Origin of the sequence: Pandoraea sp. XJJ-1 (genome assembly GCF_026802345.1) — a bacterium.
In the GTDB taxonomy this organism is placed as follows: domain Bacteria; phylum Pseudomonadota; class Gammaproteobacteria; order Burkholderiales; family Burkholderiaceae; genus Pandoraea; species Pandoraea cepalis.
In genome coordinates this window covers 4225479-4239113 of sequence record NZ_CP113827.1, presented here as the reverse complement: position 1 = coordinate 4239113, position 13635 = coordinate 4225479, and the positions used below count along the sequence as shown (strand labels likewise).

Below are 13635 nucleotides of genomic sequence, written 5' to 3'. Positions count from 1 at the left end.
CAGGTACGTGGCGAGCCATTGTAGCCGCCGGGCGAAAAAAAAGCAGGCTGCGTGAGCAACCTGCTTATTACCATGCGTTGCGCAGCGAGGCTGCGCGACGTGGTACTTACTTGCTGGCAGCAGCCGGAGCTTCAGCAGCAGCAGCCTTCTTGGCCGACTTCTTGTGCGACTTCTTGTGGGCCTTCTTGTGGGTCGACTTGGCAGCCGGCTTCGTAGCGGCAGCCGGAGCAGCAGCGTCAGCGGCCGGAGCCGAAGCTTGGGCGAACACGCCCGTTGCGAACAGGCCAGCGACCAGGGCAGCGATCAGTTTTTTCATGAGATTCCTCGTTGGAGCTCGATGTTGGGGTGATGTACTCGTTGACCCGCGAAGTGAGTCACTTCCTATAACGTCCGTTCAGGACATCGGTTGACAACCCGCTCGCGGATTTTTTCGGTGAAACTTATTACGGCTTGTTACCGACGGCCGGTTGCTTGGTGGCCGGCTTCTTGTGGTGATACTTCTTGTAGTGATGCTTCTTGTAGTGATGCTTCTTGTGTTTGGGGGCCATTTTCGCGGGGGCTGCGCGATCGGCCGCCGGTGCCGACATCGCGGGCGCCGCTGCTGCGGGTGCCGCCGGTGCGACGGGCGCCGTGGCCGGCGCCGATTGTTGGGCCATCGCGGCGCCGGACACGATCAGCCCGGCGGTCAGTGCAAGCAGCAGTTTCTTCATGACTTGGTTTCCTCGTTTCTGAGTGGTGCGTATGTTGCGCACCTGTTCCCTCAACGAGGTGAACGACGGCTTCGTTGACCGGGAAGTGTAAGTATTTGTTGCGGCAACTCGCACCATTGTCCCGGGACAAGCTTCAATGAAAAGACGTCAACCGGGCCGATCGCAATGCGAACCAGTCGCAGCGTCGGTTTGCCGACGGCGGCGGTCATGCGTCTGACCTGGCGGTTCTTGCCTTCGACGAGCGTGATTTCGAGCCAGTGGGTCGGGATGCTGGCGCGATAGCGGATCGGCGGGTGACGTGGCCAGAGCTGGGCGGGCTCAGCGATCTCGCGTGCTTCGCACGGCAGCGTGACGAAGTCGCCCAGATCTAGGCCGGCGCGCAGACGTGCGACGGCCGCCTCGTCGTACTCGCCCTCGACCTGCGCCCAATACGTCTTCGGCAATTTGCGTTCCGGCTCCGCGATGCGGGCCTGCAGACGACCGTCGTCGGTGAGCAGCAGGAGTCCCTCGCTGTCGGCGTCGAGCCGTCCGGCCGGATAGACGCCCGGGCGCGTCACGCACTCGGCGAGCGTGGGACGTGTCGGATGCGGCGAAAACTGGCAGATCGTGCCGAAGGGCTTGTTGAGTGCGAGAAGTGTCATACCAAGGGAAGAAAATCGGAAGTTGCCGATGCCGTCGGGCGCGATCGGCGCTCGACCCGGGCTCGACCCCATGGCGCTACGCCCGCCGAGCGCGTACGGCGCTGGTCAGCCCCGTCATGTTAATGCATAATCGAGATCGTCAGTCTTATGTCTTATATAAGACTTGATTTGCGTCAACGCGCCCTACAACGCTGTGACTACAATAAAGCCGTAATGCGGCGAGCGGTGGCATCCTTCGCCCCGTTTGACGCGCACAGTCCGATTCATCCCATTGGAGCCCACCATGTCGTATCAGCACATCAAGGTCCCGGCAGGCGAGAAGATCACGGTCAACCAGGATTTCTCCCTGAACGTGCCCGACAATCCGATCATCCCGTACATCGAGGGCGACGGCACCGGCGTGGATATTACGCCGGTGATGCTCAAGGTCGTCGACGCGGCAGTGGCCAAAGCGTACGGCGAGAAGCGCAAGATCCATTGGATGGAAGTCTATGCCGGCGAGAAATCGACGCGCGTTTACGGACCGGATGTATGGCTGCCCGATGAAACGCTCCAGGTTGTCAAGGACTACGTAGTATCGATCAAGGGGCCGCTGACCACCCCCGTGGGCGGTGGCATTCGATCGCTCAACGTCGCGTTGCGCCAGCAGCTGGACCTTTATGTGTGTCTGCGTCCGGTGCAGTACTTCAAGGGCGTACCGTCGCCGGTGCGTCATCCCGAGAAGATCGACATGGTGATCTTCCGCGAGAACTCCGAGGACATCTACGCGGGCATCGAGTGGGAGGCGGAATCGGCCGGCGCGAAAAAACTGATTGCCTTCTTGCAGGACGAGATGGGCGTGACCAAGATCCGCTTTCCGCAGACGTCGGGGATCGGCATCAAGCCGGTCTCGCGCGAGGGTACCGAGCGACTGGTGCGCAAGGCGATTCAGTACGCGATCGACAACAATCGCGACTCGGTGACGATCGTTCACAAAGGCAACATCATGAAGTTCACCGAGGGCGGATTCCGCGATTGGGGATACGCGCTCGCCAAGAACGAATTCGGCGCGATGGAGATCGACGGCGGTCCGTGGTGCAAACTGAAGAACCCCAAGACGGGCAAGGAGATCACGATCAAGGACTCGATCGCGGATGCATTCCTGCAACAGATTCTGTTGCGCCCCGCAGAGTACGACGTGATCGCCACGCTCAACCTGAACGGCGACTACATCTCCGATGCGCTCGCCGCGCAGGTGGGGGGCATCGGAATCGCCCCGGGGGCGAACCTGTCCGACTCGGTTGCGATGTTCGAAGCGACGCACGGCACGGCGCCGAAGTACGCGGGCAAGGACTACGTGAATCCTGGATCGGAGATTCTCTCGGCCGAGATGATGCTGCGGCACATGGGCTGGACGGAAGCGGCGGATCTGATCATCGCGTCGATGGAAAAGTCGATCCTGTCGAAGCAGGTGACCTATGACTTTGCCCGCCTGATGGAAGGGGCGACGCAGGTGTCGTGCTCGGGCTTCGGCAACGTGATGATCGCCAACATGTGACGCGCCACGGGGTTGCCGCTGATTTGCCGCCGCTCGTTTGGCAACGCCGACGCTTCCGTCCGGGGGCGCTCGGCCTAGTGCACGACGACGGTGGTGCTCACGCGGTGGTCGCCGGTGCTTGGCACACGGCTCGTCAGTTCGCGCGGAAAACCGACGGTCCAGACGACGGTGTCCGTGCCCGGCGACGATCCCGCCTGATACCAGACGACCATGCCGGGAAAATGCATCGTCTCGCAGCGTTGTCCGTCCGGAACCACATAGTCGATCCATTCCGGCGTGACTTTACCGAGTGCGGGCGTCGAGTCGAGTTCGAACGTCGGCTGGCCCAACGAGCGGCACAGCACACTGAAGTTGGGTTGTACCCAGATCGCGACCTTCTCGCCGACGCCCACGCTTACCGCGAGGGTCGGCGGAGGATACGCTGACTGTGCATGCGCCGCGCCCGCCGTCAGCAGGCACGCGACGAGTACCATGACTCGCCATGCGGTCGTCGTGGTGTCCATGCCGGACCTCCCAACCCCCTTTTGCGGCCAACACGTGGGCGTTCTCCTTGCCCGCACAAGTCGTCGGCACAACGCTTTCATTACAGTGCATGCGTACGCGTAACGCAAGGGACGGGCGCGCAGCGCGCCGATCCGCGCGACCCGCTCGGTCTTCGACTCGGTAGCCTCACGCATGGTTGGTCGCAATGCGCACGGGGGAGCGATGCTGTCGAGGCCACTCACCGCCCGTCGAAATACGCGGCTAGGCGTTGGGCTTCGAACGCGTGGACAACGTGATCCACGAACACGCGTGTCCGCAGTGGCAGCTGTTTCTTGTTCGAATAGTAGATGGACACCCCGCCGTATTCCTCGAACCAGCCCGGCAACAGCCGTTGAATTCGACCGGACGCGAGTAGGGGCGCGGCATGCGGCATCGGTAGCAACGCCACGCCATAGCCCAGCGTGACGGCGTGCGCCATTGCCTCCGGGTCGTCGAAAATCATGCGGGTTCGCGCCTCGACGTTGACTCGCTCACCGATGGCGTTTCGCAAATCCCATGCGCGCAGCCGGCCCGACGTTCCGGAGCGCCGGACGATCGCGTCGAACGTCGCGAGTTCGGCGGGATGCCCCGGTACCTGACGCGCGCGCATATAGTCGGCCGACGCGCAAATCACGGCGTACGTCGGTGCCAGGCGCCGGGCGATGACGCCGGGGGTGAGTTCGATGCCGCCGCCTATCGCGGCGTCGAAGCCCTCGCTCACCACGTCCACGCCCCGGTTGTCGAATCGCCAATCCGGCACGACATCCGGATAGCGGGCAAGAAAGTCGCCCAGCAGCGGCACGAGATACTGGCGGCCGAAGGCGTGGGCCACGCTCACCTTGAGGATCCCGGACGGGGTGCCTTCGCGCTCGGCGGCGCGTGAAAAGGCGTCGTTCAGGGCCGCGAACGGGCCATCGACGTCGAGCAGGAATCGCTCGCCGCCCGCCGTCAGTGTCAGGCTGCGAGTACTGCGGTGGAACAGCCGCAAGCCGAGCTGCCCCTCCAGCCGCGCCACATTCTTGCTCACCGCTGCAGGGGTCATCCCCAGTCGTCGCGCGGCCGCCGAGAAACTGCCCGCACGCGCACTCAGGACGAATGATTCGATCAGATGCAAGGCGTCCATCGTTCATCTATTCCGTTGGGTTGAAAGTGATGATAGGGATTATGGTCTAGTTGAGGTGTAATTTGCTCGCGATACTGGCTTCACCTCTTAACCGAATGGAGCAATGAGATGGCAACGAACTTTCGAGGCAAGGTAGCTTTCGTGACAGGCGGCTCGCGCGGTATCGGCGCGGCGATCGTGCAGCGGCTCGCGCACGGTGGTGCCACGGTTGCGTTCACGTACAAGGGATCGAAGGCTGCGGCGCAGGATCTGGTCGAGCGCATTCAGGCGTCCGGCGGGCGTGCCATGGCCTTGCATGTGGATGCAGCAGACGCCACCGCCCTGACCCAGGCAATCAACGATGCCGCCCACGCGCTCGGCAAGATCGACATTCTGGTGAACAATGCCGGCGTGTTTTCGATGGCATCGGTGGCCGACCTTGCGCTGGAGGAATTCGACCGCATGCTCGATGTGAACGTGCGCGCTGTGTTCGTGGCCTCGAAGGCGGTACTTGCGCACATGGGCGAGGGCGGTCGCATCATCAATATCGGCTCGTGCAACGCGGAGCGCATGCCGTTTGCGGGCGCCGCGACGTATGCAATGAGCAAGGCGGCACTGGTCGGCCTGGTCAAGGGCATGGCGCGTGACCTTGGACCGCGCGGCATTACGGTCAACAACGTGCAGCCGGGCCCGACGAATACCGACATGAATCCCGCCACCGGGGATTTCGCGGCGACCATGCACGACCTGATGGCGCTCAAGCGTCATGCGCATCCCGAGGAAATCGCAGCGATGGTGGCTTATGTCGCCAGCGACGAGGCGGGTTTCGTGACGGGTGCCAGCCTGACCATCGATGGCGGTTTCAACGCGTGATTCGGAACGGGGCGGCAGCTCGCCGCCTCACTCCGAGAACAGCTCGAACAGGAGCGCGCGCATCCACTGGCTTGCCGGTTCGCGGTGATAGCGCGCGTGCCAGAACAGGTTGATCTGGACGTCCGGTAGGTCCAGCGGATGGTCGACGTAACGCAAGCCGAAGTGCTGCGCGCTGCGCTGGGCAAACTTCTCCGTCACCGTGGCGATGAGATCCGTGGCGTGCAGAATGTCGGCGAGCGCGACGAAGTGCGGCACGCGCAGCCGGATGTTGCGCTGTACGTGAGCGCGCGCCATGAAATCGTCGACCCGGCCGTGCCCGGTGCCGGCGGCGACCACCATTACCTGCTCGGCGTGCTCGAAATCCTCGCGCGCCATCCTCGCCGTCGCCGGTCGGTCGAGCGGATGCCCGGGGCGAAACATGCACACATACTTCTGCCGAAACAGACGCCGCTGGAAAAACTCCGTCGTCAGATCCGGCAGATGCCCCACGGCGAGATCCACCTGACCCGCCGCCATCTCCTCCTGCAAGTTGACCGCCGTATTGCGCACCGTGCTGATCGTAATGCCCGGTGCCCGCTCGCCAAGCGCGTGCATGAGCCTGGGCAGGAAGTGCACTTCTCCGATGTCCGTCATGGCGATTTGAAACGCGCGCTGGCTCGTTGCCGGATCGAAGGCGAGCTGACGATTGAAGACCCCGTGCAGCGCATCCAGCGCCGCGGCGACCGGTTCGGCCAGTTCGATGGCCATCGGGGTCGGCAGCATGCCGCGCGAGGTGCGGATGAACAATTCGTCGTTGAACAACTTGCGCAGGCGCGCGAGCGAATTGCTGATCGCGGGTTGCGTCACGCCAAGCGTCTCTGCCACGCGAGACACGCGTCGCGCGTTGTACAGATGCTGGAAGACCACCAGCAGGTTCAGGTCGACGGAATGCAGGTCCATGGGAAGGAACGCGTCTCGATGCTCAGTTAAATCACTGAGATTTATAGGACATATAACCTGAATTCTATTGGTTTATAACGCGGCTTGCGAGATGCTTCTTGCAAACGGCGTCCAAACGCCACGCGCGGTGCCCGAGGCGGGTGCCGTCAGAACGGAGACCCTCCCCATGCAAGTTCACGTGCAGCCACTCGGCGAACGCTTCGAGGTCGCGCCCGGCGACAATTTGCTCAAAGCCCTCACCGATCGTCAGATCCCGATGTCGTACAGTTGCCTGTCCGGACGCTGCGGCACCTGCCGCTGTCGCGTCGTTTCGGGGGCCGTGCGCGAAGCCGAAGGCGTCGAATATCGTCATCACGATGGCGATGGCGATGGCCTGGCGGGGCGGGCGGGGCGCACGGCATCCCCTGCGCGTTACGTGCTCGCGTGCCAGTCGACCGTCCACGGCGACTGCGAGATCGCCTTGCCGGATGTCGATGAAGTCGTCGTGCATCCCGCGAAAATTCTCAAGGCGACGGTGCTCGCGATCGAACCCCTGACCCACGACATCAAGCGCCTGGTGCTCAAGACGGCGAAGCCGCTCAGCTTCTCGCCCGGTCAGTACGCCACGCTGCAATTCACCCCCGCGCATATCCGGCCATATTCCATGGCCGGACTCGATGCCGACGACACGCTCGAATTTCACATCCGCCGGGTGCCCGGTGGGGCCGTGACCGGCTATGTCGACGAACAGCTCAAGGTCGGCGATGCCGTGCGGATATCGGGCCCGCTTGGCACGTCGTATCTGCGCACGCGGCACGACGGGCCGATGCTTTGCGTCGCCGGCGGCACCGGCCTGGCGCCGGTGCTGTCGATCGTGCGCGGGGCGCTCGCCCGTGGCATGACCAACCGCATCGACATTTATGTCGGCGCGCGCTCGCCGGCGGACGTGTATGGCCTTACGTGGCTGCGCGAACTCGCGTCGCGTCACGACGGCATTCGCCTGCATGTCGTGACGACGACCGACGCTCCGGGCGCACCCATCACACCCATCGCACCCGACGCACCGAATCCGGGATTCCGCCTGGGGCATGTCACGCACGCGCTCGCTGCCGATTACGTCGGCCCCGATGCGCTCTCGGGCTGGCGCGCCTATCTGTGCGGCGCGCCGCCGATGGTCGACGCCGCCACTCGGCTGCTGCGCGAGCGCGGTGTTGATGCCGCCCATATCTATGCCGACGCGTTTTACGCGAAGGTGGCATGACGGCCGGTGAAGTTCCCGCCAGCAGCGCACTGGCGCCTTCCCGGTCTTTCCCGCATCCCCCTCAGGAGACGATCATGAGTACCACACCGCAGACTGCCGAGTTCGACCCGGCGCCGTGCGCCGGCGCGCAGCCGTCGGATGTCTGGCCCGCCGAGGGCTCGAGCCGCATCCCCTTTCGCGTCTATACGGACGCAGAACTGTATCGGCGCGAGCTGGACGCCTGCTTCTACCGCAACCACTGGAACTACGTCGGGCTGGAAGCCGAAGTGCCGAATCCGGGCGATTTCAAGCGCACGGTGATCGGTGAGCGCTCCGTCATCGTGACGCGAGATGCCGCGGGGGACATCAACGTCGTCGAAAACGTCTGCGCGCATCGTGGCATGAAGTTCTGTCGCGAAAAGCGCGGCAACCGCACGGACTTCCACTGCCCATATCACCAGTGGAACTACGACCTGAAGGGCAATCTGCAGGGCGTGCCTTTCCGGCGCGGCGTGAAGCAGGACGGCAAGATCAACGGCGGCATGCCGAAGGATTTCAAGCCGGAAGATCACGGCCTCACCCGGCTCAAGGTCGCCACGCGCGGCGGCGTGATTTTCGCGTCATTCGATCACGACATCGAATCCCTCGAGAACTTTCTCGGGCCGGAGATCTGCGCCTACTTCGATCGACTGTTCAACGGGCGAAAGCTCAAACTGCTCGGCTACAACAAGCAGCGCATCCCGGGGAACTGGAAGCTGATGCAGGAGAACATCAAGGACCCCTACCACCCAGGTCTGTTGCACACGTGGTTCGTCACGTTCGGGTTGTGGCGCGCGGATAACAAATCACGTCTGGTGATGGACGAGCACGGGCGTCATGCCGCGATGGTGTCCACGCGCGGGCAGGGCGGTGGCGGGGAAGTGACCTCGGGGGTGTCGAGTTTCAAGGCGTCGATGTCGCTCAACGACACGCGCTTTCTCGACATCGTGCAGGAAGACTGGTGGAAGGGGCCGACGGCCGTGCTCATGACGCTTTTCCCCAGCGTGATTCTGCAGCAACAAGTCAACTCGGTCTCGACGCGTCACATCCAGCCGCGCGGCCACGATGCGTTCGACTTCGTCTGGACGCATTTCGGTTTCGAAGACGACACCGAGGAAATGACGCAGCGCCGTTTGCGTCAGGCCAATCTGTTTGGCCCGGCCGGCTTTGTGTCGGCCGACGACGGCGAGGCCATCGAGTGCTCGCAGGAAGGTTTCGCGCAGAAGCCCTGGCACCGCGCCCTCGCCGAGTTGGGCGGCACAGGGGTGGAGAACACGGAACACATGGTGACGGAAACCCTGATTCGCGGCATGTACGCCTATTGGCGCCGCGTCATGGGCGTTTGAGGAGACGACGCGATGGTGGATTTTGCAACGTTTCAGGCCGTGATCGACCTCAACGCCGCTTATGCGGCGGCGCTCGACACGCAGCAGTGGGATGCCTGGCCCGACTTCTTCCTGGATGACTGCGTGTATCGCATTCAGCCGCGCGAGAATTTCGAGATGGGCCTGCCGCTGGCGACCCTGTCGTTCGAGAGCCGCGGCATGCTGCGCGATCGCATCTATGGCATTCGCGACACGCTGTTCCACGACCCTTACTACCAGCGCCACGTGATCGGACTGCCGGCCATTCGGCGACGCGACGACGACACGCTCCAGGTCGAGGCCAACTACGCCGTATTTCGGACGAAGCCGGATCAGCTCACCGACATTCTGTCGGTCGGGCGCTATCTGGACGTCGTCAAACGAACGGGCGACGGATGGAAATTCGCGTCCCGCCAATGCATTTTCGACAGCGAGATGATTCCCAACTCGCTGATCTATCCGATCTGAAGCGAGGCACACGATGAGCGGCAACTGGATTGAGGCGGCGTCGCGCGACGCCATTCCCGAGGACGACGTGATCGGCGTGATCGTGGGCGGACGGGAGATTGCCCTGTACGGCGTGGACGGCGAGGTGTATGCCACGGACAACGCCTGCACACACGGAAACGCCCGCCTGTGCGACGGCTTTCTCGACGGGCACGAGATCGAGTGCCCTCTGCATCAGGGGAAATTCGACGTGCGAACCGGCGCAGCGATGTGCGCGCCGCTCACCGCAGCAGTGAGGCGCTATCCGATTCGCATCGAGGCCGATAAGGTCTACGTCGATCTGAGCTAACGCTTTTGCCGTGAGACCGGTGGGTTGCCCCGCCTAGGGGCAACACGACTGCACGGGCCGCCTATCGAACTTGAGAGGGTTCGGGGCGGCCCGTCGCATTTCCGCGGCGGGGCCGCCGGTCAACGCTACGGTGGGGAGCGATGTGCACATGGCGAAGTATCATTTGTTGCATTTTTATTTTGTATGAAACAAATAATATTCATGCGTGAATCGCATAGCTGTCACGGATTCGGTTTGCACAGTCCTTAAACAACCCGTTCATTCCGATACTTAACTCGCGACGATTGAGTCGTGGTTGACCGGCCGGCTGCATAGGAATGCCGAGTCAAATTGGTCGAATGCGTAATGGGTTTCCGCAGAGCAACAATGTCCGGTCCCATTTTAATTTGGGAGCGGAATATATCGATGAAGCCAGGTAGCAAATGGATTAAACGCCATCGCGTTTCAAAAAGCTGCCGGGCCGGAGTGGAATGCGGCGTCGGTTTTGATATTCGCAAAGCGAACTGCAAAATTCACCGGTGCGTGTTGCATTGTTGCGACGCAATAAAAAACCCGGCCGGAGCCGGGTCTTCAATACGACGAGCGGCGCTACCTCAGGCGGGCGCCTGAATGTTCGAAGCCTGCTTGCCCTTCGGGCCTTGAACGACCTCGAACTGCACCTTTTGACCTTCCTTGAGGGTCTTGAAGCCGTTCATCTGAATAGCCGAGAAGTGCGCGAACAGATCTTCGCCACCCTCATCCGGCGTGATGAATCCAAAACCCTTGGCGTCGTTAAACCATTTGACCGTACCGGTTGCCATACGAACTTCCCCTGAACAATTACGACTACTACATATCACCGCAACAACGAGCACATCTGAAAATCCCGCCGGCTGGCGGCGGCTTCTTAGGCTCACCCAGGCATCTTTTCTTTTAAAACCCTTATTGAGGAAAAGCGCCACGTTGATTGTTTTCGCTAACTACCAATAGTGTCAAGCCCTTTTTGAACGATAGAAGTTGTGCTCGATCAGGTTTTACCCTGATGCTTGTGCGCGCGCCGGGCCTGCGGAGACACGCCCTTGAAATTTGGGTTAAGCTGACTCATATGGGTGTGGCACGCCCCGGTGGTCGGGGCTGCGGCGCCTTGCTGGACAACGCGCGGAACGACGAGTGTTGGCATTCCGGTGGACGACCGGACGGCAGGCGGCAATCGGGACGCCGATGGCTTGCTGAACCCGGGAGTTGTTTAGAATCCACGTATGGCAACCTTACCGACAACGCATGACGACACCGTACAGGAGCGGCAGGAGCAACAGCTCAAGCCGCCATCGATGTACAAGGTGGTACTGTTGAACGACGATTTCACCCCGATGGAATTCGTGGTGATGGTCATTCAGGAATATTTCAATAAGGACCGGGAGTCTGCCACGCAGATCATGCTCAAGGTTCACCGAGAGGGCAGGGGAGTTTGTGGGGTCTTTACGCGCGACGTCGCGGCGACCAAAGTTGAGCAAGTTGTTAGCCATGCAAGGCAGTCCGGGCACCCGCTGCAGTGCGTGATGGAGGAAGCATGATTGCCCAGGAATTGGAAGTCAGCCTGCACATGGCGTTTATGGAAGCGCGCCAGGCAAGACACGAATTCATCACGGTCGAGCACCTGTTGCTCGCCCTGTTGGATAACCCGACCGCTGCCGAAGTGTTGCGCGCCTGCGCCGCAAATCTTGAGGATTTACGGCAGAACCTGCGCAACTTCATCGCCGACAATACGCCGACGGTGCCGGGTAGCGACGAGGTCGACACACAGCCCACGCTCGGGTTCCAGCGCGTGATTCAACGCGCCATCATGCACGTGCAATCGACTTCCAACGGCAAGAAGGAAGTGACGGGCGCCAACGTGCTGGTCGCCATCTTCGGTGAAAAGGACTCCCACGCGGTCTACTACCTGCAGCAGCAGGGCGTGACGCGTCTGGATGTCGTCAATTTCATCTCTCACGGCATTACCAAGACGGGCGCGCCCGGCGAGTCGGCCAAGGCCGGCGAAGGCAGTGCCGAAGGGGAAGAGGGGGCGAACGCCAAGGAGAGCCCGCTCGCGCAGTACACCCAGAACCTCAACCAACTGGCGCGCGACGGCAAGATCGATCCGCTCATCGGGCGCGAGGCGGAAGTCGAGCGCGTGGTGCAGGTGCTGTGCCGCCGCCGCAAGAACAACCCGCTGCTCGTCGGCGAAGCCGGCGTGGGCAAGACAGCCATCGCAGAAGGCCTCGCCTGGCGCGTGACGCGCGGCGAAGTGCCCGAGATCCTGCAGGACGCCACCGTCTACTCGCTCGACATGGGCGCGCTGCTCGCCGGCACGAAGTATCGCGGCGACTTCGAGCAACGCCTGAAGGCGGTGCTCAAGGAACTCAAGGAGCGCAACAACGCGATCCTGTTCATCGACGAGATTCATACGCTGATCGGCGCGGGCGCCGCGTCGGGCGGCACGCTCGACGCCTCGAACCTGCTCAAGCCGGCGTTGTCGTCGGGGCAGCTCAAGTGCATCGGCGCCACGACCTTCACCGAGTATCGCGGCATTTTCGAAAAGGACGCCGCGTTGTCGCGTCGTTTCCAGAAGATCGATGTGAACGAGCCGACCGTCGAGCAGACCGTGCAGATCCTGCGCGGGCTGAAGTCGCGTTTCGAAGAGCACCACGGCGTGAAGTACTCGTCGAGTGCACTGTCGGCCGCGGCCGAGCTGTCCGCCAAGTTCATCACCGACCGTCACCTGCCTGACAAGGCCATCGACGTGATCGACGAAGCCGGCGCCGCCCAGCGCATTCTGCCGAAGTCCAAGCAGAAGAAGACGATAGGCAAGGGCGAGATCGAGGACATCGTGTCGAAGATTGCGCGCATTCCGGCGCAGAGCGTGTCGGCCGATGACCGCGGCAAGCTCCAGACGCTCGACCGCGACCTCAAGAGCGTGGTGTTCGGGCAGGACCCGGCCATCGACGCCTTGTCGGCCGCAATCAAGATGTCGCGCGCCGGGCTGGGCAAGACGGACAAGCCGATCGGCGCGTTCCTGTTCTCGGGCCCGACCGGTGTCGGCAAGACCGAAGTCGCGAAGCAGCTCGCCTTCACGCTGGGCATCGAGCTGATCCGCTTCGATATGTCGGAGTACATGGAACGTCACGCGGTGAGTCGTCTGATTGGCGCGCCCCCGGGGTATGTGGGGTTCGATCAGGGCGGGCTACTCACCGAAGCCGTCACGAAGAAGCCCCATTGCGTGCTGCTGCTCGACGAAATCGAGAAGGCGCACCCGGACATCTTCAACGTGCTGCTCCAGGTGATGGACCACGGCACGCTCACCGACAACAACGGTCGCAAGGCGGATTTCCGTAACGTCATCGTCATCATGACGACGAATGCGGGCGCGGAGACGATCAACCGCGCGAGCATCGGTTTCACGAACGAGCGTCAGGCCGGCGATGAAATGGCCGACATCAAGCGCATGTTCACGCCGGAGTTCCGCAACCGTCTGGACGCGATCATCAGCTTCAAGCCGCTCGACGAACAGATCATCCTGCGCGTGGTCGACAAGTTCCTCATCCAGCTCGAAGACCAGTTGCACGAGAAGAAGGTCGAAGTGGTCTTCACCGACAAGCTGCGCGCGTTCCTGGCGAAGAAGGGCTTCGATCCGCTGATGGGTGCGCGTCCGATGCAGCGTTTGATCCAGGACACGATCCGTCGTGCGCTGGCCGACGAATTGCTGTTCGGGCGTCTGACCAGCGGCGGGCGCGTCACCGTGAATCTGGATGAGCACGATCAGGTACAACTGTCGTTCCCGCAGGATGGCAACGCCCGTGCCGAACCGGAAGCGGCCGAAGTCGAGTAATCGTCACGGCATCGCCCAATGAAAAAGCGCCGCTTCATGCGGCGCT

General features: G+C 62.2%; 15 protein-coding genes. 8 read left to right on the top strand and 7 right to left on the bottom strand.

Features of this window, described 5'->3' with window-relative positions; all coding sequences use genetic code 11:
• Nucleotides 1–106: 106 nt before the first annotated feature.
• The 3 genes from OYT13_RS19500 to OYT13_RS19490 form a co-directional block, all read right to left on the bottom strand.
• Nucleotides 107–316: a hypothetical protein gene (locus tag OYT13_RS19500; protein WP_130026851.1), complete on the bottom strand. Its 210-nt coding sequence runs from the start codon at nt 314–316 to the stop codon at nt 107–109.
• Between the two features lie 127 nt (nt 317–443).
• Nucleotides 444–710, bottom strand: coding sequence for a hypothetical protein (locus OYT13_RS19495; protein ID WP_017232758.1), 267 nt, complete (start codon nt 708–710; stop codon nt 444–446).
• A gap of 50 nt (nt 711–760) precedes the next feature.
• Nucleotides 761–1351 (bottom strand): pseudouridine synthase, encoded by a 591-nt coding sequence (locus tag OYT13_RS19490; RefSeq protein WP_268566843.1) that lies wholly within the window; start codon nt 1349–1351, stop codon nt 761–763.
• Nucleotides 1352–1634: 283 nt separating this feature from the next.
• On the opposite strand from OYT13_RS19490, the gene icd reads away from it, so the two are divergent.
• Nucleotides 1635–2888, top strand: a complete 1254-nt coding sequence (gene icd / locus OYT13_RS19485) for an NADP-dependent isocitrate dehydrogenase (RefSeq protein WP_017232760.1) — start codon at nt 1635–1637, stop codon at nt 2886–2888.
• 74 nt (nt 2889–2962) lie between these two features.
• On the opposite strand, the gene OYT13_RS19480 is transcribed toward icd, so the two are convergent.
• Together OYT13_RS19480 and OYT13_RS19475 are read right to left on the bottom strand one after the other, a co-directional pair.
• On the bottom strand, nt 2963–3391 hold the full coding sequence (locus OYT13_RS19480; protein ID WP_017232761.1) for a hypothetical protein: 429 nt from the start codon (nt 3389–3391) through the stop codon (nt 2963–2965).
• Between the two features lie 218 nt (nt 3392–3609).
• Nucleotides 3610–4533, bottom strand: a complete 924-nt coding sequence (locus OYT13_RS19475; protein ID WP_017232762.1) for a LysR family transcriptional regulator — start codon at nt 4531–4533, stop codon at nt 3610–3612.
• Nucleotides 4534–4641: 108 nt separating this feature from the next.
• On the opposite strand from OYT13_RS19475, the gene OYT13_RS19470 reads away from it, so the two are divergent.
• A complete protein-coding gene (locus OYT13_RS19470) occupies nt 4642–5385 on the top strand; it encodes an SDR family oxidoreductase (RefSeq protein ID WP_017232763.1) in 744 nt (247 codons plus the stop codon).
• A gap of 27 nt (nt 5386–5412) precedes the next feature.
• Here OYT13_RS19470 and OYT13_RS19465 read toward each other — a convergent pair whose 3' ends face one another.
• Entirely contained in the window at nt 5413–6324 is a 912-nt protein-coding gene (locus OYT13_RS19465; protein WP_017232764.1) for a LysR family transcriptional regulator, read from the bottom strand.
• 166 nt (nt 6325–6490) lie between these two features.
• On the opposite strand from OYT13_RS19465, the gene OYT13_RS19460 reads away from it, so the two are divergent.
• The 4 genes from OYT13_RS19460 (at nt 6491) to OYT13_RS19445 (ending at nt 9742) form a co-directional block, all read left to right on the top strand.
• Nucleotides 6491–7564 (top strand): FAD-binding oxidoreductase, encoded by a 1074-nt coding sequence (locus tag OYT13_RS19460; RefSeq protein ID WP_268566842.1) that lies wholly within the window; start codon nt 6491–6493, stop codon nt 7562–7564.
• Nucleotides 7565–7638: 74 nt separating this feature from the next.
• Complete coding sequence (locus OYT13_RS19455; RefSeq protein WP_017232766.1) at nt 7639–8928, top strand: aromatic ring-hydroxylating dioxygenase subunit alpha; 1290 nt, start codon at nt 7639–7641, stop codon at nt 8926–8928.
• 12 nt (nt 8929–8940) lie between these two features.
• The gene (locus OYT13_RS19450; protein WP_261938056.1) at nt 8941–9414 is read left to right on the top strand and encodes an aromatic-ring-hydroxylating dioxygenase subunit beta; all 474 of its coding nucleotides are present in this window, start codon (nt 8941–8943) and stop codon (nt 9412–9414) included.
• Nucleotides 9415–9427: 13 nt separating this feature from the next.
• A complete protein-coding gene (locus OYT13_RS19445; RefSeq protein ID WP_017232768.1) occupies nt 9428–9742 on the top strand; it encodes a non-heme iron oxygenase ferredoxin subunit in 315 nt (104 codons plus the stop codon).
• Between the two features lie 593 nt (nt 9743–10335).
• On the opposite strand, the gene cspD is transcribed toward OYT13_RS19445, so the two are convergent.
• Nucleotides 10336–10542, bottom strand: coding sequence for a cold shock domain-containing protein CspD (cspD, locus tag OYT13_RS19440; protein ID WP_017232769.1), 207 nt, complete (start codon nt 10540–10542; stop codon nt 10336–10338).
• Nucleotides 10543–10980: 438 nt separating this feature from the next.
• On the opposite strand from cspD, the gene clpS reads away from it, so the two are divergent.
• The gene (gene clpS / locus OYT13_RS19435) at nt 10981–11295 is read left to right on the top strand and encodes an ATP-dependent Clp protease adapter ClpS (protein WP_010807118.1); all 315 of its coding nucleotides are present in this window, start codon (nt 10981–10983) and stop codon (nt 11293–11295) included.
• Nucleotides 11292–13589, top strand: a complete 2298-nt coding sequence (gene clpA, locus OYT13_RS19430; protein WP_017232770.1) for an ATP-dependent Clp protease ATP-binding subunit ClpA — start codon at nt 11292–11294, stop codon at nt 13587–13589. Before clpS ends, clpA begins: the two co-directional genes overlap by 4 nt.
• Nucleotides 13590–13635: the final 46 nt, after the last annotated feature.